At 31.2% G+C, this 22,512-nt stretch carries 21 protein-coding genes and 1 tRNA gene; 9 read left to right on the forward strand and 13 right to left on the reverse strand.

From position 1 onward, the window contains the following. Positions 1-35: 35 nt before the first annotated feature. The 7 genes from ACUXZJ_RS04195 to feoB all read left to right on the forward strand — a co-directional run bounded on the left by ACUXZJ_RS04195 (position 36) and on the right by feoB (position 7,184). A complete protein-coding gene (locus ACUXZJ_RS04195) occupies positions 36-2,732 on the forward strand; it encodes a hypothetical protein (protein ID WP_235588330.1) in 2,697 nt (898 codons plus the stop codon). A 2-nt stretch (positions 2,733-2,734) separates the two neighbouring features. Then, positions 2,735-3,274, forward strand: a complete 540-nt coding sequence (locus ACUXZJ_RS04200) for a hypothetical protein (RefSeq protein ID WP_060383660.1) — start codon at positions 2,735-2,737, stop codon at positions 3,272-3,274. A gap of 84 nt (positions 3,275-3,358) precedes the next feature. After that, the gene (locus tag ACUXZJ_RS04205) at positions 3,359-3,547 is read left to right on the forward strand and encodes a hypothetical protein (RefSeq protein WP_060383659.1); all 189 of its coding nucleotides are present in this window, start codon (positions 3,359-3,361) and stop codon (positions 3,545-3,547) included. 3 nt (positions 3,548-3,550) lie between these two features. Then, on the forward strand, positions 3,551-3,769 hold the full coding sequence (locus ACUXZJ_RS04210; RefSeq protein WP_060383658.1) for a hypothetical protein: 219 nt from the start codon (positions 3,551-3,553) through the stop codon (positions 3,767-3,769). A gap of 88 nt (positions 3,770-3,857) precedes the next feature. Continuing rightward, positions 3,858-4,085 carry a hypothetical protein gene (locus ACUXZJ_RS04215; RefSeq protein WP_235588329.1) on the forward strand — a complete coding sequence of 76 codons (228 nt, stop codon included), beginning with the start codon at positions 3,858-3,860 and terminating at the stop codon, positions 4,083-4,085. Between the two features lie 769 nt (positions 4,086-4,854). Further along, complete coding sequence (locus ACUXZJ_RS04220) at positions 4,855-5,091, forward strand: FeoA family protein (RefSeq protein ID WP_060383657.1); 237 nt, start codon at positions 4,855-4,857, stop codon at positions 5,089-5,091. Next, a complete protein-coding gene (gene feoB, locus ACUXZJ_RS04225) occupies positions 5,091-7,184 on the forward strand; it encodes a ferrous iron transport protein B (RefSeq protein WP_060383656.1) in 2,094 nt (697 codons plus the stop codon). The genes ACUXZJ_RS04220 and feoB overlap by 1 nt, the downstream gene beginning before the upstream one ends. Positions 7,185-7,365: 181 nt before the next feature. Here the strand turns inward: feoB and ACUXZJ_RS04230 are convergent, their stop codons facing one another. Genes ACUXZJ_RS04230 through ACUXZJ_RS04240 form a run of 3 tightly spaced genes read right to left on the reverse strand, consistent with a single transcriptional unit; the run spans position 7,366 to position 10,300 of the window. Then, positions 7,366-7,761 (reverse strand): hypothetical protein, encoded by a 396-nt coding sequence (locus ACUXZJ_RS04230; RefSeq protein WP_060383655.1) that lies wholly within the window; start codon positions 7,759-7,761, stop codon positions 7,366-7,368. 8 nt (positions 7,762-7,769) lie between these two features. After that, on the reverse strand, positions 7,770-9,644 hold the full coding sequence (locus ACUXZJ_RS04235; protein WP_060383654.1) for an Nramp family divalent metal transporter: 1,875 nt from the start codon (positions 9,642-9,644) through the stop codon (positions 7,770-7,772). After that, a complete protein-coding gene (locus tag ACUXZJ_RS04240; RefSeq protein ID WP_060383653.1) occupies positions 9,641-10,300 on the reverse strand; it encodes a metal-dependent transcriptional regulator in 660 nt (219 codons plus the stop codon). Before ACUXZJ_RS04240 ends, ACUXZJ_RS04235 begins: the two co-directional genes overlap by 4 nt. 93 nt (positions 10,301-10,393) lie before the next feature. On the opposite strand from ACUXZJ_RS04240, the gene ACUXZJ_RS04245 reads away from it, so the two are divergent. Beyond that, positions 10,394-12,652 (forward strand): TonB-dependent receptor, encoded by a 2,259-nt coding sequence (locus ACUXZJ_RS04245; RefSeq protein WP_446195851.1) that lies wholly within the window; start codon positions 10,394-10,396, stop codon positions 12,650-12,652. Between the two features lie 293 nt (positions 12,653-12,945). Here ACUXZJ_RS04245 and ACUXZJ_RS04250 read toward each other — a convergent pair whose 3' ends face one another. Beyond that, entirely contained in the window at positions 12,946-14,334 is a 1,389-nt protein-coding gene (locus ACUXZJ_RS04250; RefSeq protein ID WP_060383651.1) for a dipeptidase, read from the reverse strand. Positions 14,335-14,509: 175 nt separating this feature from the next. On the opposite strand from ACUXZJ_RS04250, the gene ACUXZJ_RS04255 reads away from it, so the two are divergent. Further along, positions 14,510-14,591, forward strand: a tRNA-Leu gene (locus tag ACUXZJ_RS04255). A gap of 503 nt (positions 14,592-15,094) precedes the next feature. Here ACUXZJ_RS04255 and ACUXZJ_RS04260 read toward each other — a convergent pair. From ACUXZJ_RS04260 to ACUXZJ_RS04300, 9 genes are all read right to left on the reverse strand, one after another. Continuing rightward, positions 15,095-15,328 (reverse strand): hypothetical protein, encoded by a 234-nt coding sequence (locus ACUXZJ_RS04260; protein WP_446195853.1) that lies wholly within the window; start codon positions 15,326-15,328, stop codon positions 15,095-15,097. A 419-nt stretch (positions 15,329-15,747) separates the two neighbouring features. Beyond that, on the reverse strand, positions 15,748-16,113 hold the full coding sequence (locus ACUXZJ_RS04265) for a helix-turn-helix domain-containing protein (RefSeq protein ID WP_446195634.1): 366 nt from the start codon (positions 16,111-16,113) through the stop codon (positions 15,748-15,750). Then, a complete protein-coding gene (locus ACUXZJ_RS04270) occupies positions 16,103-16,702 on the reverse strand; it encodes a hypothetical protein (RefSeq protein WP_446195636.1) in 600 nt (199 codons plus the stop codon). The genes ACUXZJ_RS04265 and ACUXZJ_RS04270 overlap by 11 nt, the downstream gene beginning before the upstream one ends. Positions 16,703-16,729: 27 nt before the next feature. Next, positions 16,730-16,933, reverse strand: a complete 204-nt coding sequence (locus ACUXZJ_RS04275) for a hypothetical protein (protein WP_446195855.1) — start codon at positions 16,931-16,933, stop codon at positions 16,730-16,732. Between the two features lie 160 nt (positions 16,934-17,093). Beyond that, a complete protein-coding gene (locus ACUXZJ_RS04280) occupies positions 17,094-18,593 on the reverse strand; it encodes a hypothetical protein (protein WP_446195857.1) in 1,500 nt (499 codons plus the stop codon). Next, on the reverse strand, positions 18,594-18,887 hold the full coding sequence (locus ACUXZJ_RS04285; RefSeq protein ID WP_446195859.1) for a hypothetical protein: 294 nt from the start codon (positions 18,885-18,887) through the stop codon (positions 18,594-18,596). A 6-nt stretch (positions 18,888-18,893) separates the two neighbouring features. Then, the gene (locus tag ACUXZJ_RS04290; protein WP_063743312.1) at positions 18,894-19,187 is read right to left on the reverse strand and encodes a helix-turn-helix domain-containing protein; all 294 of its coding nucleotides are present in this window, start codon (positions 19,185-19,187) and stop codon (positions 18,894-18,896) included. Between the two features lie 164 nt (positions 19,188-19,351). Beyond that, positions 19,352-20,404, reverse strand: a complete 1,053-nt coding sequence (locus ACUXZJ_RS04295) for a hypothetical protein (RefSeq protein ID WP_446195861.1) — start codon at positions 20,402-20,404, stop codon at positions 19,352-19,354. A gap of 17 nt (positions 20,405-20,421) precedes the next feature. Further along, positions 20,422-21,726, reverse strand: a complete 1,305-nt coding sequence (locus tag ACUXZJ_RS04300; protein WP_446195863.1) for a tyrosine-type recombinase/integrase — start codon at positions 21,724-21,726, stop codon at positions 20,422-20,424. Positions 21,727-22,512: the final 786 nt, after the last annotated feature.

A 22,512-nucleotide genomic window follows, 5' to 3' on the forward strand; every position in this document is an offset into this window, starting at 1 on the left:
GCCACCATTTTTTAAAACAATAAATCCTTAAAAATATGAAACTAGATAAAATAAAAGCATTAGGATTAACTAAAAATAAAAACGCTTTAGAAAATGATGAATCAATTCCCTATTATTTACAATTTTTATCCTACAGTGGTTTAGATAAATTATTAGATGAATATGACGATCCAAGTTTTTTAAAAAAACAAAACAAAGCTGATTTACTGATATTTTATGTTTTGGGTAGTAAAAACGAATTATACATAAGGATTACGGGCTATTCAGCATCCTTTTATACAAGGTTATCATCTGATAATACTTTTGAATTTAAAAACATAAAAGGTAAGATGACTTATAAGGATTATGTTGTAAATACCATTTTGAACCTTCAAAAGCAAGCTTTTCTTTTTAATTATAATGAAATCCTTGAAGCATTAAATAATGCTATCGCTGATTATAAATTTATTATAAGTGAGCAAAATACAAAACAAGAAAGTAATTTTACTGCTACAAGTAAGATTTTAAAAAGTAGAGTAAATCTAAAGGAAAAAGGGGTTGTAAAACTGTTGCAAGAAGTCAATAGAACTATTGCTAAAATGCGCGCTGAGGAAAAACATACTTATAATGAATGGATAATTTCAAAAGCTGACCCATATAATTATTTTGGTATAATTTATAATAATGAAAAAAACTATACCTCAAAAGACTTAAAATTATTAATCGAACAACTACAATGGTATAAAACCTATTTAAAAGATCTCACAGAAGGTAGAGTTAAAAACATTGAGGAAATGAAAAATTTAGTCAAAAAGCATCTGACTGCTGGAGGAACTAAATTTAAATGGTTTATAGATACGCCTTTTTTTAACCTAAGCAAAGAGCACAGGCTAAAATACATCGAAATGTATTGTACTAAGGACGAATCTGCTTATCCTAGGTTTAGCGTTGGTGATAATTTACTAAACGGAGATATAGTGGAAGCTTTGTTTAGAACCTGTACAAACAAACAAGATCTTTTTGATATTATAATTTGTTTGGAACAAGAAGGAAAATTATTTCACTTGCTTAATAATTTAAAAATTGGCGCTTTCTCAAAAGTCTGTATGACTATTACAAGTGTCTATATGACTTATATTAAGAAAGGGGAAGTTAGCAAAAAGTATGCTGAGGCAATAAAATTTGGTAGACAATTATTATTTGATAATCATAGTTTTGGTAATCATAACATTGAAGAATTTGACGTTGAAAATAGAAAAATAAAATTTACTACTGAATTAAATGTTTTTTTAAAATATGCAAAAACAACGGAAGCGGCTCCATTTTTATCAAAAATAAGAGAAGAAGATTTACAAAAACCAATTCTTTGTAACCCACTAGATCTTGTAAGTTTTACACCTGTCGAGGATATTGAAAAATATGAGCTCAAAGGGGGTGAAGTGTATATGCTACCTGCCTGCTTCGTATATCTATTATATCACGAAGAAAGTTGGGAAACGGCCATACTAGCTGCCGAGGTCACATTTCAACTTGCTTTTTGTTTAATTGGAGTAGGCGAGATAATCGCGGCAGTAGAAGCAGGAAGTACTTTAGGGGTAGCCTATGCCGCCACAGGGGTAACTATAGATGTAGCTTTTGGGGCAACATTGTTCAAAGAATTCAAAAAAGGACATCCAATACTTACGGAGTATATACATTATGCGATGTGGGTAAGACTGATTTCTGACTTAATTAATGTTCGCGGTATAGCAAAAGAACTTCAAGTAAGAATCAAGGCAAAACAAATTAATCTTGAACCTTATGAAGCTACAATAGATGGAGTAAAATTCATTAAAGGAACATCAAAAATATATAAACCACTATCTATAAAAGTACTTTATGTTCAATTTCCTGAAACTATTTTAGCATTATATACTATAAAAACAGGACGTAAAATCCTATTTTATATAGAAAAAGTAATTGAAAGTGCTTTTTCTACAACCATATTTTTTAAAGGTGCTGAAATTTACTCTGGTAGTAAGAAAGGCGCACAAGAGTTTATGGAAAAGGCTCTAGATGTATATAAAAATGAAGGTCAAGTAGCAATGGAAAACTTCTTTTTTGCCGAAAGAGCCTCTGGAAAAACAAGGCTGTTACATTCGCAAACTGGTGAAACACCAGTTGGAGAGCTTTTCAGAGGTGGAGGTAATGGAAAATATTATTATGAATTACACGATTTCAAACTAGGGAAAAAAAATTGGACTCCTTATGATAAAATTGAAGAAGATATTTTTAGTTGTGAAATTCATTTTGCAGATTCAAGAACTTACCCTTTAATCGAAAATAAAAAGTATTTTTATGCTGATATTTTTATACCACCTAATTTGAATGCAACTTTGCAAGCAAACAAGACAGGATTGACAGATCTTAGTTTAGGAGAAACAATTATTAATGATGGGTTTGCTGCTTTAAGTAAAGATGCAGGACAAGAATTGGACGGTATTTTTGGGGTATGGCAAAAAAACAGTAGTTATGTAGATTATCCTGGGGGAGAATCAGTAAATTTACACACCCTAAAGTATGAAATGTTAGGCAAACCAATTACCAAGGAAAACCTTGAAGCTGCTGCCTTAAAAACTTTTACAGGAAAATGGGCTAAAAGTAAAGGATATGGGAAACCTGAACTTTATAATGCTGATAATCAAATTCGGGAGTTATTAAAATTAGGAGATATTGAAAAAGTAAATGAAATAGTATTCATTTTTAAGCAATAAATATGGAAAAGGAAATAAATTATATAGTATTAGTTTCAACTAAAAACTACAAGACAGAAGGAATGAAAGCGGCAACAAAACCACAATATTTCACTTCAATATTCTTAAAACCAAAATTTGAAGATGAAACATTTTTCGAAACAGAAATTTTCAAATCATTTTTTGGAGAAGATTTAGGCAAAAAAGAGTTTTTTTTAGAAGCAGGTTCCTATGGAAACATTGTTGAAGCACACGAAAAAACATTACGTACACTTTTAGAAAAAGAGCATAAAGTACCTAAAGAATACTACGATAAACTTGATGAATATAGAAAAGTGAACTATAGAAATCTGTTTACTGATGAAGACTATTTTCACGATGCACATCGTCATGATGAGGTTTACGAGATATTAGGTGATTATTATGTTTTGCAAATGAGAGGTGATTATCAGAGAGTTTCTTACAATTTTAATAATTGTTACTTGTATATAAAACGCTTATTCGACAGTGGCGAACCTTTATATATTAGCACTGCAATGCCTTTTGATGATTTAGGTTTTTAATAATGTAACCGTCTCTTTCTAGAGGCGGTTTTTGTTTATAAAAAGATTGAAGAATCAGTAAATTTACACACCCTAAAGTATGAAATGTTAGGCAAACCAATTACCAAGGAAAACCTTGAAGCAGCTGCTTTAAAAACTTTTACAGGAAAATGGGCTAAAAGTAAAGGATATGGGAAGGCAGAATTGTATGATGCTAGTGAACAAATGAAGTTAATTGAAAAACTTGAAAATATCGAAGACCTAAAAGAAATAGTATTTACTTTTAAAAAATAATATATGGAAGAAAAAATAAATGATTATGTTTTAGTTTCGACAAAAAATTACCAAAATATAGGTATGAATGGAACTAAGAAATTTCGTATAATACTCACCCTAAATCGTCCAATTCAAGATCAAGCTTATTTAGAAACAGAAATTTTCAAATCATTTTTTGGAGAAGATTTAGGCAAAAAAGAGTTTTTTTTTAGAAGCGGGTTCGTATGGCAATATTATTGAAGCCTACGAAAAAACATTACGTACACTTTTAGAAAAAGAGCATAAAGTACCAAAAGAATACTACGATAAACTTGATGAGTATAGAAAAGTGAACTATAGAAATCTATTTACTGATGAAGACTATTTTCACGACGCACATCGCTATGATGAAGTTCACGAGGTTTTAGGAGAAAATTATATATTCCGTATGAGGCATAGTTTATGGAGAGTAGCGTATGAATTTAATAATTGCTATCTCTATATAAAAAATTTATTCGACAGTGGCGAACCTTTATATATTAACACTGCAATGCCTTTTGATGATTTAGGATTTTAATAATATGAGGCTGTCCTAAAAGGGCAGCTTTTTTTATGCCGCAAATTCACGATATTGGTGATTGCTAGTAAAATTTAATATTTCTAAATCCATTATATTAGATTAATTAACTTAAGAAAAGACTGTCCAAAAAGTTCGCAATCTTGTTATTTCGACCAAAGGGAGGAATCAGATAATGTTGATTAAGAGGGGCCTCCTTACGTAGTGACAAACTACATTTTATTTAGACATTATTCTACAAAAGCAATAAAAATGAGTGTTGATTCTCGATGCGCTTCGCGCTCGAACTAACGATGATTTCAATTATATACTCAACCGTTTGTTTGAGTTGTTTTAAAATGAAAAAAATCATATCGAGAATTTTACTTTTAATCCAGTATTTTTAAAGTTTAAATGGTATAAAACACTCGTAATTAAATATTTTGATTATCAATTTAATACCATATTCCCTGTTAGTATTTTGTGAGGAAAAAGTCATAGATTATTCCATTTTAGCCTCAAAAGTCAATTTTGATGAATATTTGCTTTAAAAAATATTCATCTTCAAGGTGTAATTTTCTTGCTTATAAAGGATGACTCGAAACAAATACGTCATTTTTTTCTAACGTTAAAAATTAAGATTTATCCCTTAAAATTAAATTATTTTTTTAATACGGAATCTGGATCTGAAAATAAGAGATTAAGTTTTATATTCATCAAATCATTTTTATAGCATTTTGATGAATATATTTTCCTATTTTTACAATCTTAATTCAATCTAAATAAATAAGTGAAGATTAACCTATCTCAACTAAGGCAAGGTCAAAAAGCAAGAATTGACGATTTTGATATTGATAGTGTCCCATTAAAATTATTAGAAATGGGATGTCTTCCTGGTAATGAAGTTCAATTGTTACAGATAGCTCCTTTAGGAGATCCTTTGTATTTATTAGTAAATGACTCACATTTAGCTATTCGAAAAGAAACAGCTGATGCTATTCAAGTAACCCTTTTTGATATTGAGTAATGAAAGTTGGTAATATTAACATTGCTTTAATTGGTAATCCCAATGTAGGAAAAACGTCTGTTTTTAATCAACTAACAGGATTAAATCAGCAAGTCGGTAATTATCCAGGAATAACCGTTGAAAAAAAAGTAGGGATATGTAAATTAGCTTCTAATTTAAAGGCTACTATATTAGATTTACCGGGTACCTATAGCTTAAATGCAAGTTCATTAGACGAAAATGTAGTAATTGAACTTCTTTTAAATAAAAACGATAAAGATTACCCAGATGTAGCTATAGTTGTTACAGACGTTGAAAACTTAAAGCGAAATTTATTACTATTTACTCAAATTAAAGATTTAGAAATTCCGACCATCTTAGTTATTAATATGGCGGATAGAATGTCTTATAAAGGAATTTCATTAGATATTCCTTACTTGGAAAAAACACTTAAAACCAAAATTGCTTTAGTGAGTTCACGCAAAGGAGAAGGTATAGAAGACCTAAAGGATTTAATTATTAATTATAAAAATTTGCCTATAGAACCTTGTTTGAATGCTTCTGAAATTGATCTAGAGTATTTTAATGATTTACAAAAAGCATTTCCCAACCAATTATTGTACAAGTTGTGGTTAGTGATTACCCAAGATATAAATTTTGTTAATTTAGATCGTATAGAATTACCAGATCCTTCATTCACTAAATCAAAAGATCAGTTAAAGCACCTTCAACATAAGGAAACTATCAAACGTTATCAATTCATTAATCAAACACTCAAAATAGGTCAAAAAATTGATCTTAATCAAGCTAAAGATTTACGTAGTCGCTTAGATCGTATACTAATGCATCAAGTATGGGGATATTTTATTTTCTTTTTTATTTTGATGCTTATTTTTCAATCTATTTTTGATTGGGCAAGTATTCCTATGGATTTTATAGATCATACTTTTGCTTCTTTAGCTAGTTGGGTAGCCTTTATAATGCCTAGTGGGGTCTTGACAGATTTGATTACACAAGGTATTATACCAGGAGTAGGAGGTATTATTATTTTTATACCGCAAATAGCCTTTCTTTTTATGTTTATTTCTATTCTAGAGGAAAGCGGTTATATGAGTCGAGTAGTCTTTATTATGGATAAACTAATGCGTCGATTTGGACTTTCTGGAAAAAGTGTAGTTCCTCTCATTTCTGGTACTGCTTGCGCTATTCCAGCTATTATGGCCACGAGAAATATTGAAAACTGGAAAGAACGTTTAATATCTATATTAGTAACTCCTTTTACAACTTGCTCAGCACGTTTGCCTGTATATGCTATTATTATTTCTATAATTGTTCCTAATGAACGCATTTTGTATGTTTTTAATATGCAAGGATTTGCTTTAATGACAATGTATTTAATAGGATTTTTAATGGCTCTTGTTTCTGCTTGGGTTTTGCATAAATCATTACATATACCTTCTAATTCTTATTTTGTCATTGAAATGCCTAATTATAAATTGCCAATGTTTAAAAATGTTGCAATTAACGTAATTGAAAAAACGAAATCCTTTGTGTTAGGTGCTGGTAAGATTATTTTAGCATTATCTATTATTTTATGGTTTTTGGCTTCTTATGGTCCTGGTGAAAACTTTAAAAATGCCGAAAAGATTATAACAGAACAAACTAAATCTATGGAGGATTTAGAAAACCAAATTGCTTCCTATAAGCTTGAAAATTCGTATATTGGTAAAATTGGGAAAGGTATAGAGCCTATAATTAAACCACTAGGTTATGATTGGAAAATTGGAATTGCCATAATTTCTTCATTTGCCGCACGTGAAGTTTTTGTAGGTACTCTTGCTACTATTTACAGTATTGGAGATTCTGAAGATCAAGAAGCAACCGTTAAAAATCGTTTAGCAGAGGAAATAAACCCTAATACAGGTGAAAAATTATTTAATACCGCCACTGGGGTTTCATTATTATTATTTTACGCTTTTGCTATGCAATGTATAAGCACTTTGGCTATTACCAAAAAGGAAACAAATGGTTGGAAATGGCCTGCAATACAGCTCTTTTTTATGTCTGGATTTGCTTATCTAGTGGCTTTTATTGCCTATCAAGTTTTGAGTTGAAAATTAAAAAAATGAACTATAAACATCATTCCAATAACATTTAAAAATTTAATGAGACCATTTTTATGATACAAGAAATAGTTGCTTTTTTGCTCTTAATTTTAGCTATAACTTATTTATATAAAAAATTCTTTGGTAAAAAGAAACCAAAGAATTCTTGTAGTAATGACTGCAATTGTCACTAATATCCTAATATTATACTATATTCAATCGGGAGAATTTGTCTTTCTTTTTTCTTTCTAAGAGGCAAAACACTTACTGTTTGTAAAGTTTTTTTAGATTTAGGCAAATGTAAGCGAAACCATTCTATAATTTCTTCTTGGTCATTTGATCTTAACGTAAATTGTTTTTCTTCTTTAATTTGCCCATTTTCAAAATAAGCTACCTGTATTACTACTTCTCCTTCCCAAATACATTGTACTCCTTCTGGACATCTTGAGTCATTTAACACTTTTTGTAAAACAATCTCCTTTCCTTTTGTATGATTTAATTTTTGATCTATTTGGGAAATCGAACGATTACTGCCACAACTAATCAAAATGATAACAAACAACAATAGATTTAACGTGTTTTTCATATACTCTTTTATTCTTTTTTAACAATGTATAACGGAATTGATATGGCATGCCTTAATTTATTAACAGTCGTACCAAAGAGTATGTCTTTATATCCCGTATGTCCATGCGTTCCCATTACTAAAATATCAAATTTATTTGTATTAACAATATCCGCTATCGCTTTTGTTGGTTTACCAAACCCGAGTTGATATTCTACTTTGTATCCTAATTGTACTAAATTATCACGGTACCTGTTTAATATTTTTTTATCAATCTTTGTTTCTTGATCCTTTATATGTTGACCATAAAAAATAGCTCCTACACTTTCCACGATATGTATTAATGTATAATCAGCCTCCTTTCCTCCTAACTCAATAGCATGATTTACGGCTAACTCATCCGCAGTTGAAAAATCCAATGCAATAGCAATATTTTTCCTATAAATAGGATGGTTAGGATTGAATTCTATATTGATATTTTGATGAGTAGTATGTTTATATTCTGTAAATGTAGGTTTTAGCAAAGGCTTGAATATAATATACAAAAGTAATCCTCCAAAACCTACAGAAATAGGGATCACAGTTACCCATAAAGCAATAGCATTATTATATGCTTGAAGTAAGTTTTGTATTTCTCCAAAGACTAATTTAGCGTTTAACCCTACGATAATAAGTGCTATAATCCACGCCACAACCTGTGTAAGTTTATTTATTTCAAAACCATTCATTTTATCTGAATCACTCACAAAATGAATTAAAGGAATAATGGCAAATCCCAATTGCATACTCAAAATAACCTGACTCAAAATAAGCATTTTGCCTGTTACCTCTTCACCAAATAAGGTAATAACAATAACAGCAGGTACTATGGCAATCAATCGGGTTAAGATACGTCGTACCCATGGTTGAATACGCAAATTTAGATAACCTTCCATTACAATTTGTCCAGCCAATGTACCCGTAATAGTTGAACTTTGTCCGGCGGCTATTAAAGCAATAGCAAATAACGAAGCAGCCCATTTAGTACCCAGTACAGGGGCTAATAATTGATGTGCATCTTGTATTTCAGCTACTTCATAAAATCCATTTTTATAAAATGTGGCCGCTGCTAAAATTAGTATGGCTGCATTAACAAAAAAAGCTAAATTTAATGCAATGGTTGAATCTATGATATTATATCGAATAGCTTGTTTAATTCCTGCTTTACTTCTTTCAAATTTACGTGTTTGAACCAAAGAAGAGTGAAGGTATAAATTATGAGGCATAACGGTAGCTCCTATAATTCCAATAGCTATATATAAAGCAGTTTGATTTTGAATAGAAGGAATCAGTCCACTCATTACTTTTGTAATTTCAGGCTCAGCAAATATCATTTCAAAAACAAAACAAGAACCTATAATAGCCACTAATGTTATAACAAAAGCTTCCATTTTTCGAATGCCTTTATTTATTAAAAATAGTAATAAAAAAGTATCTAAAACTGTAATCAGAACACCTTGCAACAAAGGAACTCCAAACAATAAATTAATACCAATTGCCATTCCTAAAACCTCTGCTAAATCACAAGCAGCTATGGCAATTTCTGCTAATATATATAAAAATAGGTTTATAAGAGGCGAATAGGTTTCACGAGAAGCTTGTGCTAGATCACGCTGTGTTACAATGCCCAATCTGGCACTAAGACTTTGTAACAACAAAGCCATTAGATTACTCATTAATAAAACCCATAATAAACTGTATCCAAACTGGCTTCCTCCTGCTAAATCAGTAGCCCAGTTACCAGGATCCATATAACCAACGCTAATTAAATAGGCAGGACCTAAAAAGGCTAAGGTTCGTTTAAACCATGACGTTTTATTTTGTATAGATACACTTTCGTGTACTTCTTCTAACGATTTACTCATAATTGTTTTAGTTTAATGAATAAATTTTCTGCAATTTTATTTGAAATCATTAAGTCTCGATCCTCTATTTTGATATGAAGTGATGCGTCAAATTCTTCTTTACTTATTATCTTAATCGTTGAACCTAATGCTATATTTTGTTTGTCTAAGTATTGTAAAAACTCTACTGATGAATTTTTAACCCCAACAAAAAGATAAGAGGTTGCTAACTCTGCTTCACTAAGAAGTAATTCATGAGTCCATTTAATTTCGCCATTTTTATTAGGTATCGGGTCTCCATGAGGATCAAAAGCAGGAAAATCTAAAAATTCATCTAATTTATCAGTAAGTTTTTCAGATTTTATATGTTCTAACTCCTCCGCCAATTCATGTACCTCATCCCAAGCAAAACCTAGTTTGTTTACTAAAAAAACTTCCCAAAGACGATGTTTTCTAATAATCATCTTAGCGGTATGCAATCCTTTATCTGTTAAGCTAACTCCTTGATATTTTTGATAATCTACTAATCCTTTTTCAGCTAATTTTTTCAACATATCCGTCACAGAGGAAGCCTTTGTTTCTATCATTAAGGCTATAGCATTCGTGTTAACTCCTTTGTGTGAAGCACCATTTAAATGATATATTACCTTGAGATAATTCTCTTCAGAATGAGTCATTTGTATTTATTTTACACAAATATAATTATAAATTTTGTTTTGAGATAATATAATTTTTAGATTTGTCTAAAAATTATTTTTAAAATTAAAAAAATGAAATTTAACCACTTATTAATATTTTGTTTTTACTCCCTAACAACCTTCTCTCAAGCCTATATACAAGGTATTGTGCGTACAGAAAATCTAGCGTTATCTTCTATACAAATTCTAATAAATAAAAAGCAGATTACAACAACAGATTCAATAGGGTATTTTAAAACCTCGGTATTAAAACAAGGGAAATATGAAATAGAAATTATTGAAAAAAACTTTAAAAAATTCAAAAAAGAAGTTAATATAGAAGATGGAATACCTATTTTATTAAATATCGAACTTATAGCTATAAAAGAAAAACAGCATAATATAGAAGAAGTTGTTGTAACAGGAACATTAAAACCTGTAAGCCGACTAGATAGCGCAGTACCTGTTGAAGTTTTTAAATCTTCTTTCTTTAAAAAAAATCCCGTTTCCAATATTTTTGAGGGATTACAAAATATTAACGGTATTCGACCTCAACTCAACTGCAATATTTGTAACACAGGAGATATTCATATCAACGGTTTGGAAGGTCCCTACACATTCGTGTTAATAGATGGAATGCCTATTGTAAGTGGATTATCTACAGTTTATGGCCTTTCAGGAATACCTAATTCTTTAGTAGAACGTATAGAAATTATAAAAGGACCTGCCTCTTCATTGTATGGTAGCGAAGCGGTAGGAGGCTTAATAAATATCATCACTAAAAATCCTAAAAATGTACCCATAGTATCTTTAGATGGGTTTTCGACAAGTTGGGGAGAAGCAAATTTAGATTTTGGATTTAAATTTGATCTTAAAAAAAATTCAGTATTAACTGGAATTAATTATTTTAATTACTCAAATCCAATAGATAATAATAAAGATCATTTTACAGATGTTACTTTACAAGATCGTATTTCTATTTTTCAAAAGTGGAATTTTGAAAGAAATTCAAAAAAACTTCTTTCACTTGCGGGTCGTTATTCTTATGAAGACAGATGGGGTGGTGAAATGCAGTGGAATAAGTCATTTAGAGGAAGTGATCAAGTATATGGTGAAAGTATTTATACCAAACGCTATGAAATACTCGGAGTATATGAGCTCCCTATAAAAGAAAAAATGAAAATAAATTTTTCTTATACCAATCATAATCAAAATTCTGCTTATGGCAAAACATTATATTTAGCACAACAAAATATTGGATTTGGACAATTAACTTGGGACAAGGTTATTAAAAAACATTATTTACTATTTGGACTCGCTACACGTTATCAATTTTATGACGATAATACACCCGCCACATTTTCAGAAAACACAAACTGGATTTCAAGTATTTTTTTACAAAACGATATAAAATGGAATGATCATCATACTATATTGTTAGGCACACGATATGATTTTAATAAAAATCATGAAAATATCTTTACACCTAGATTTGCTTATAAATGGAAACCCAACAATAATACAGTCGCCAGAATTAATGCTGGAACAGGTTTTAGGGTAGTAAATTTATTTACAGAAGAACATGCAGCCTTAACAGGTGCTAGAGAGATTATTATAACAGAAAAATTAAAACCTGAGCAGTCCTACAATGCTAACTTAAACGTATTGCGTAAATGGTATTTAAAGAACGGAAGTTTTATTAGTTGGGAAAACTCTATTTGGTATACTTATTTTACCAATACCATTTTACCAGATTACGAAACGAATACAAATGCCATTATATATAAAAATTTAGATGGTTTTGCTGAATCAAAAGGAATAAGTAGTAACCTTGATCTAATTCTTGGTAGTGGACTAAAAGTAAGTTTAGGAGCTACTTTTATGGATGTATCTAAGACCGCAAAAGGCATTCAACAAAGACAGTTATTAACAGAGCGTTTTTCGGGAACATGGTCCATATCCTATGCTATTCCTAAATGGTTTTTATCATTTGACTACACAGGAAATATATATGGCCCTATGAAATTACCTCTTTTAAGTGACACAGATCCGAGAAAGCCTAATTCATCAACTTATAGTATTCAAAACATTCAGTGTACTATTAATAAAATTAAAAACCTCGAAATCTATTTAGGAATTAAAAATTTATTAAACTGGACTCCCAATAAAGGCAATCCTTTTATCATTGCCCGTTCTCATGATCCTTTTGATAAAAATATTCAATATGATATTAATGGTAATGTAATGGCAACTCCTGAAAATCCATATTCCCTTACATTTGATCCTACTTATGTCTATGGGCCTAATCAAGGAATTAGAAGCTTTATAGGAATCAGATATTTCATGAATTAAGAATAAATTCTTGTTTTTTTAAGATTTCATTCTTAATTCAAAATTTGTTACTCAAAAAAGAAACCCTGTTTTTGAAGAAAAGCAATCAAAAACAGGGTATAAATTTTAATAATTCCCTTTGGTCTTCTTGTTTTTTAAAACATATTTAAGTACTATAAAAACTCTTATTTTGGTCATAAAACAAACAAATCGACTTAATTAGAAACAAAACCTCAAACTACATTTCACATGACAATTTGAATACCAAAAAAATATTCCTATTCTATAGTTTACACAATATAAGTCAATTTTAATTATTTACTTAATTCGGTAAAATATTTATAAAATAAAGGGATTGTTTCAATACCTTTTAAATAATTAAAAATACCATAATGCTCATTAGGTGAATGAATAGCATCACTATCTAATCCAAATCCCATCATAATCGTTTTTGATTTTAATTCTTTTTCAAATAAAGCAACAATAGGAATGCTACCCCCTGATCGGACAGGAATAGGTTCTATACCAAATGAATCATTATAAGCTTTAGCTGCTGCTTGATATCCTATACTATCAATTGGTGTTACGTAACCCTGTCCTCCGTGATGTGGAGTTACTTTTACTTTAACTGATTTTGGGGCTATACGTTCAAAATGATTTTGAAATAATTGGGTAATATCTTCCCAATCTTGATTAGGTACTAATCGCATTGAAATTTTAGCATAAGCCTTACTTGCTATTACTGTTTTTGCTCCTTCTCCTGTATAGCCACCCCAAATACCGTTTACATCTAAAGTAGGTCGGATAGAATTACGTTCGTTAGTGGTGTATCCTGTTTCACCATATTCTTCAGCTATGTTTAACGCTTCATTGTAAGCTTCTTGACTAAAAGGGCGTTTTGCCATTTGCGTTCTTTCCTCAGTAGACAGTTCTTGTACTTTGTCGTAAAATCCAGGTATTGTAATATGATTATTTTCGTCATGTAAAGACGCAATCATTTTAGTTAGAATATTAATAGGATTGGCTACTGCTCCACCATATAATCCAGAATGCAAGTCACGGTTTGGTCCTGTTACCTCTACCTCCACATAACTTAATCCCCTTAATCCTGTAGTAATTGACGGTTGTTGATTTGAAATCATTCCAGTATCCGAAATTAAGATTACGTCATTGGCCAATTTGTCTTGGTTTCTTTCAACGAACCAGCCTAAGCTTTTTGAGCCTACTTCTTCTTCTCCTTCAATCATGAATTTTACATTACAAGGCAAGCAGTTGTTTTGGATCATGTATTCAAAAGCTTTTACGTGCATATACATTTGTCCTTTATCATCGCAAGCACCACGCGCAAAAATAGCTCCCTCAGGATGCAGATCCGTTTTTTTTATTACAGGTTCAAAAGGAGGAGAGTCCCATAATTCAATAGGATCAGCAGGTTGCACATCATAATGACCATATACCAATACGGTTGGTAGGTTTTTATCTATTATTTTTTCACCATAGACAATTGGATAACCAGGTGTTTCGCAAAGTTCTACGAAATCACATCCCGCATTTTCTAAACTCTTCTTTACGGCATCAGCAGTATCAACTACATCTTGTGAATAAGCACTGTCAGCACTTACTGAAGGTATTTTTAATAAGTCAATTAGTTCGTTAATAAAACGTTCCTTGTTATCTTGAACGTACTTTTTAATATTTTCCATGTTCAGTTCATAAAGTAAAAGTCAAATATACAAATTGCATAATCAAATAATCAAAAGGACGTTTTAAAAATTTAATCAAAAAAAATAAAAAAAATATTTGTCAATTAAAAAATATGCTTATATTTGCACTCGCAATCAGCAACCAAAATAGATGAGGTTTAAGATTGTAAATTTCGCGGGTGTGGCGAAATTGGTAGACGTGCCAGACTTAGGATCTGGTGTCGCAAGACGTGTAGGTTCGAGTCCTATCACCCGCACAAACATTAAGCCTTAATCTATTGAATATCAATATTTTAAGGCTTTTTTATTTTTTCTTTTGCCGACAATTTGCCGACATTTTCCAAAACTCAATTTTTCAAACATTTTTTGAGCTAAATAAAAAGCCTCAAATTTTCTGAAAAGTAAATTTTGCCTCCTTAGTACTAGCAAAAACAACTTTTAAATTAAACTTATAACCGCCCCAAATGAAACCTAACTAGCCCCTAACTCTGTTTTAGTTTCATTTAGTAGGGGAATTTATGAAACGTGAATTAAACCAAATGTAAGTTTTTAGGGCTTAAACTCAGTAAAACCGTTTCGTTTTGCTTTTCATTAAATGGAGGTTTTAAAAACTGGCTTAGAATTTTAGCGTTTTCAAACACAGGTTAAAACCTTGTTTTAGGTGTGTCTTGTTAGTTTTAAAGCGTTGTTTTGTGTTTCCGCTGGTTAGTGTGGTAAATAAAAAAACCGACGTTTTAAAGTCGGTTTTTTAGGTTTTTGCTTATTTTGTTAGTGAGGGGTCTAGTATTTCGGCAAGTTCCGTAATGTGATAATAGGCGTTATCAAGCCATCTAGTTTCTGTAATAGCTTCAATCTCATTTGATGTTATTGCGGTTCTTGCTATTATGTACGCTCCTTGTCTTAGGTATTTGGCTAATTCTTCCGCTCCTACATCTTTGTTGATGAATTTTAAAAGGTTGTCAGTTAGCTTGTTTGGGGTGTTTGTTGTACTCATTCTATCGTTAAATTTAGGAAATATATAAACCCGTGTAGGTTAGGTGTCCTACGTTTAACGAAACGTTGCGATTGTTTCCAATACCGCCACCATACCACACGGGCAAATTTTTTTCTAAAAGTCATACTTCGTTAATTTAGGAGTTGCAAAACTATTAAAATAAAATAGCCTTGCAAATCTGTAAGGCTATTTTGTTGTAACATTTATTTTATTACTTTCGTTCTTGAATTGTTAAGGCTCTACATTAAAGCTACCGAAAAGCTGGGATAGGATGCAAATAAAACCCGCTCGACTTAGAGGAAAAGGGGTAAGTTTTAACGATTCTTCCCTATTGCAAGCAGACTTTTTTAAATCGGTCTGCTTGTTTCATATTGCACGCCTCCAAGATTGATTTTTTGAAAGGCTTATTTTAAGGCGTTTTAAAGCGTTGTTTTTGTTGTCAAGGATTGAGAGTTTAAAAAGTCTAAAACTTTGCTTGTAGCTTCAAAATTCAAGGCTATTCGGTTCGCTTCGTTGTATTCTTTGATTGCTTTTAAAATTCTTTCAGTTTCTCCAAAATTTATATTTTCCTGCGTTATTAGTTTTTTTAGCCTCCAATGTAACGCCTCTAAGTTTTGTTTTGTTAGTTCTTGGCAAATGTCCAGCGGTTTACGGTTGTAGTTTTTTAGCCATTTACTTACGGTTTGTTCCGAAACCCCTACTTTTTGGCTTATTTCCTTGTTTGTGAACCCTAGGCGGTGCATCGCTATAAATTGCAGATAATCGTCTGTTTTATTAATTTTCATATTCGGGAAAGTTTAAGGTTAATTGTTTTAATACGGGTTTGATAACTTGGGGCGGTGTTTCTATAAACTGCCTTAACTGCTTGATTTCTTTGTTTAGTTGTATCCTTATTTGTTTTATCTGCTCTATGCGTTCGTAAAAGGATATTCTTTGTTTTAAGGCTTCTATTACGCTGTTATCTTGGTTTATGGCTATCTTTTCGCATTCTAAAAAGTATCTTCTTACCTTTTCGCCTTGTTCGGTTCTGCACATCATAGCTAAACGTTTAGCAAAGTCGAGGGTTAATACAAAGTCTATCCCTTTTTGTTTGTTTCGGGTGCGAGTATTCGGCTTTATACCAAATTCACTTTTTAAAATATTGCTTATCTCGTAATTTTTAATAGATAACGCATTTCTTTTGTTTCTTAACTTACCCTTAGGGCTAGATAATAAAATATAATCCTCTCCCTCTATTGCGAAAGGGTTGTTTATAATGTTCTTTTTTATCCAATATCCATAATTTGAGGCATCGAGTTCTAACCCCCTAAATAATTGGCTACACTGTACGGCTTGTTTACCGTTTTCATTTTGAATAATCTCTAAGTTTTTCATAATTTTAAATGTTATTTGTTAATAGATTTATATATTTTCCAGTATTCTTAACTCACTTACTAAGTGTTTCATTAGTCGCCTGTTTTCGTTGTTTCTTAGTGCGTTTTCCATTGTTTGTAAATACCGTTCTAAGTCGTGAACTATTGCCCCTTTGTTTAGTATTACTGGGTTTTGTAATCCTTTGGCTCGGATCCTTGCAAACGTGCGTTTTATGTATTGTTCTTTTGTCATTGGTTAGGCTGTAACTATTTGGTTTTGTAGTTCTTTTTGCTCTAAATCTTTTAGTAGTTTTTTTGCGTTTATAGATAGCCAAGTACTAAACGTTCTCTCACAAATCAAGTATTTTGGCTGTATGATTGTCCAGTAAATCTCTTTTTGTAGTTTTCCGTTTTTAAATTTTTCCTTTTTGACTATTTCCTGTATTTCTATAATTCTTTTGTAATAGTTTTTTTTGTTGTATGCCATTTTTTAAATTATTTTGAGATATTGTTTTTATTAGCTTTTTTGCCCTCCAGCTGGTTAATACAAGATTTTTAGATTTTTGTAATATTGTAACCCTCGTTACTTTTAAGCTCCACTCTTTCGGTGCGTTTATTTCTGCTTGTTCTAACTGGTCGGAATACGCCCCCGTTTCGGTGTTGTATTCAATTAGCAAATCCAAATTTGAAAAGCTGAGGTTTTGTGTTACGGTTCTTAAAATCTCATTTTCTAGGGTTTTTATATTTTCTCTTTTCATCTTTCTTTTTTCTGCCTGAATACTGTTATTACATTTCTTAGAACAGTATTTTGAATTGCTGTTTTTATGCTTCAAAATTGCCCCACATTTGAGGCATTTTTTAGGGGGTACTTTTTGTAAATTATTTTCTAATTCTTGACCCTCATTTTTTGTTGTGTTTTTAAACTCTTTTTGGATACCCTTTTCAACTTCATCTAAAGTTGAAAAGGGTATCTTTTTTGGTATCTCGTTTTGGCTTCCAAATTCACCTAAAAAGTTTTGAAAATGGTATCCTTTTTTGGCTTCCAATTCGTTCAATTTTTCACTTAATAAATTCCCTATTTGAATCTGAGTTTTTGAACTGCAAAACGTATTGTATAACGCCCTAAATTTTACCCGTGCCTTTTGTCTTTGCCCTTTGTTAAATCGTTCCCAGTTGTTCGCATCCAAGTAGTAAAGCATCTTTTCTTTTTGCTTGGTGTTCATTTCACGCCAGCGCATACCGTCGTCGTGAAAAATTGTGTTTCTCCAAACCTCCAACAAATAGGGTTTAAGGTTGTTTAGCTTTTCTAGGTCTAAGAAGTCCGCTAATACATTAAATCCGTGTTGTACGGCTGTTTGATGATATTTAACCACATATTCGATACGCATTAGATTAAAGTCTTTTAAATTGGCTTGTTTGGCTTTGTCGTAAAATTTAACCGCTGTTTTACTCCTATCCAATTGTAATCCATTGGGTTTACCCTCTATTTTCAACATCGTAAAGCGGTCGGACTGGTAGGCTCTCAAACTGTTAACGATTGCCTTTACTGGCTTTTCTGTAGCTATGTTAGCACCATATTCAAACGACTGTATTACTGCTGTTTGTGGTTTTATTTTAAATTGTTCTTGTAGTTCGGCTATTACTTCTGTTAACATTTCACGGGTGAAGTCGTAGGCATTGTGTTTGCCTTGGTTGTAGTAAGTAGCCAAAGAACCACGGATAAATAAATGATTCTTATCTGCTATGGTCGATGGGGTAATGTGAAAGGATAAACCACGGTAAAAAGCCACTCTGTTTTTTGCCAAAATTTCGCCCGTGGTAGTATCTACCTTGGTGCAGAATTTCAGCAAAGGGGAGTTTTCCCAGTCGCTTGTTTCCGTGCCTATGCACTTTATTTTAACCCCGTCAATCATTTACGATAATAGCGTTAAAGCGTTTTCAAGATTAGACGAAGCTATTTTATAAGCTGTGAGCGTATCAATAAAACCCATAGCCCCTAAACGGCACGCATTACGGGCGTTGCTTACGTGTAAGTATGCACCTATTAAATAATTTGCGGTTGTAGTTGTACTTCCTTTTTTGGTAGGTTTAGGGTATCCACAAACCACATCAACAACGGTTAAAAGGGTTTGGATTCTTTCGGGTGTTTCTTGTATTTCGTAGCCTGCTAGTACATCAATAGCATCAATAATAAAATATTTTTGCATTGTGTATTAGCGTTTTAAGTTGATTGCTTTTAACGCTTCTAGTACTTCCGTTTGACGGTAACGGACTTTGTTTCCTACTCGGTAGGCTTTTACAACTCCATCACGTGTCCAGTTGTAAAGTGTAACTAAGGAAACCCCAAAGAAATCTGCGGTTTCGTGTCTTGTTAGTAGTTTGTCTTTTTCGAGAGGCTGGGGCGTGCCTATTTGACTGACGATGTTTTTTAATTCTTCGAACTGTTGTAGTAGTTGTTCGACTGTAATCCCTTGTACTTGTACTGCTGTAAATTCTGCGTTTGTCATTGCTCGTAATTGTTTAAATCCGAGGCAAAGCAAAGACGAAAATTTGGATTATTTTTTTTAAGTTGTACCCCAAAATTGATGGGGTACTAAAAATGGGGTACTGGAAAAACCATTGGTTTACAATGGTTTAAGTGTGTTTTTTTGTTGATTTGTAGACTTTTTTTCTACCCTTGTTTTGGGGTACAACTTTTCAGAAATGTTACCCATTTACTCATTAATTCCTCCGTTTCTGTGTCGTATTTGGGTTTATAGTTTTCCTTATCTTCTTTTAATCCTATGTTATCTATTAACGTACTTTCTGATAAATTACCGAACATATTAGCAAGCTCCCTAGCTAAATCGGCTTTACTGCCTTGTATTATTCCCTCTTTGTGAAGAACTCCAAAAAGCGTACCTATAGCGGACTTTTTAGAGTTCCATTTTAGAGGCTTAAAACGGTTTTCTTTGAACTGTAAAAAGTTCTTAACTTGTTGTGTATCGGCACTGCTAAACTCTTTTAACTTTATTTCTATAACCTCGTAAATTATATAGTTAATCTCAAATCTAAGCAACAATTCACAAATATTTTCTTCTATTATATTTTTATGTATTTTGTATTGTTCGTCTATAATATAGCAAATAGCACTATAACTGTCCCTTTTTTGTATTTCGTTAAACTTGTTAAATATGTTTTGTAGATACTCTTCCATCTGCCAAAATCTTTTTAAAGCTATTACCCTATTTTCGCAAAAAAATAGAGAATCAATGTCTTTTACATCTCTTTGCTTTACTTGTGAATATCTTTTAGAAATGCTATCATTTAGAAAACTTCCTATTTCTGTTCTTCTTCTTTCTAATTCGTCAATTTCAATCAAATATTCATAATGTAACTTTATTTGAACGTCGTCTAACAAATATTTATATTCATTACTCAATGATTTTAAGTCTTTTATCACGCTTTTCATAACCCCCTCTCCTAATGTAAAATCTTTTGTTTCTGTACTTTCAGAACCTTGTATCAGTTTTTTTATTTGTTCTATTCTTTCTGTAGTGTTAGAGTTGAATAAAAGCTTTTTTATTTTCTTTTCATCATCTCTATTTTTGCCGTATGTTATTAGTCTTACCTTTCCATTAAGTACAAATTCTGACCAGTGAAAACCTTTTTTTATCGTTAAGCCGTGTAAATTAACTTCTAATGTTTCGTTATCTTCTAAAACCATTTTTTTGTTTTTAACCATTTTAAAACTTCTTTAAACTATTTGGCTACTCTTAAAACCGTTGTAAGTCCTTGGCTTTCTTGTTCGTTTGCCCAAAATCTTTTAAGAGTTTCAGCGTGTTCTTTTTTCGTGATCTTAATGTATTTCAAGAAAACCGCTTCCGTCCCGTGTCCTGTTATAGACATTATAGTCATATTGGGTAATTTACCATAAAGATTAGTAGCAAAAGAACGCCTACAAGTGTGCGAACTTATCAACTCATACTTAGGATAAACCCCTACTTCTTTTCGCTTGGTGTCGGGGTTCATTTTTGCGCCCTCTATTTCTTCGGTTATTCCTACTTTTTTGCATATTTCCTTTATGTAAAGATTGAATTTTTGTTCCGATATAGTGTAAGGCAATTGTCCGTGTCGCTTTTGAATTATAGCCCTAACTTGTGGGTGTAGTGGTATTACTACAGTCGTCCCAGTTTTAGCCGTTTCAATCTCAATAAATCCCTTTTCAATACTAATTTCCTTTAGGTAAAGAAAATCGGATACTCGTAAACCAGTACGCAAGCCTATTACAAATAAATCCCTTACATTATCTAATCGCTCCGAATCTTCAAAATCGAAATTATAAATATTATCTATTTCGTTTTCATTCAAATAGGTGTCTTTAGTTTTGTTTGATAGTGCCATAAATTCCGAGTGTTTGTATTGTGGGTTTATAGGCAATCCCTCCAACTCTATATTTTTGCACCACATTTTAAAGTTAGTTATATAACCGCCTATAGTGTTGTTTCCAAGCTTTTCAACTGTACGGCAGTAGTCTATAAAGTCCCTGTAAAATTTTAAATCAATATTCTCAAATCTTAATTTGACTTTATTATGACTTTCAAAGCCTTGTATTTTGTACAAAGTAGTTTTATAATGTTTTATCGTTCTGTCAGCAATAGGAGAGCCTTTGTATAGTCTTTTTGGGCTATCTTCAATAAACTTTTCTACCCAGTCCACAAAGTAAATTTTATATAATTCATCTGATTTTGCACGACCAAAAAAAACATTTATTACATCTTTTAACCAGTCTTTTGTGATATTCGACTTATTAAGTGTATCTAAAGTCCATTTATCAAATATTACCTTTTCTAATTCTTTTAATTGGGAGTTGATTAAATCTTTATTTATTGTTGATGCTCTTTGTTTTAATTTTTGTTTATTGTTATCCCAACTATCAAATAAAACGTTGATTTTTGTATTTGCCTTAAAATCATACTCACGACCTACCCAAAATCGTACATAAATATTACTATATGCGTTTTTTTGTTTGCCTTGACTTTCAACTAAAAAATATTTGACTTTCATCTTTACTTTGTTTAATACAAAAATAATGTTTTGCCGATATTTTGCCAACAAATATTACATTTACTTTTATCTTACTTTATCTTACTTAACTATACAAACTATCGTTAAGCCTTATAAATAGTAAAGTTTAATAGATTTTCAATTGATTTATTGAGATTGTAAAAAACACAAGATTAACGCTTTGTTAGTCCTATCACCCGCACTAAAACCCTTGATCTTTAAGAGATTGAGGGTTTTTTATTTTAAATTTATTCAATATTTAGTATCAAGAGATCAAGGATCAAGTCCAAAACCTGTGGATTTGATAAATTAGGCATATAAAATTGCAAATCTAAAAAGAAAGAATTTTACTAAAAATTCGCTATAACCTCTAGTCTTGAGCTAACTTCTAGGTACTTCTGTTTTTGGCTTAAAGAATCATGTCAAGTAAAAATCTTTCATTAAAAAAACAAGTTATAAAATCTTAAAAAATAATAAGTATTCTTTTTTTATTCTTATTAAAGTAGTATAAAATTAGAAGATCTTGTATATTATTATTAGATATAAAAGAAATTAATCTTTAAATTTAAATATAAATAAATTTGTTTTTTAAAATGTATTTTGTTAAATTTGGAGTGTATATGTTTCCATAAGTGGTTTTTATTGTTAAAAATAAATATATAAATGATGCTTCAATCCCAAAATAGTCTTTTTAAAGTTGGTTTATACAAACTAACTAATATTCCTCCTTTTATAACAACCTTTTACACTCTATTTAAAAGTGTATTTTCATTTGTAATTTTTTAA

The organism is Flavobacterium sp. TN-1 (assembly GCF_052828645.1).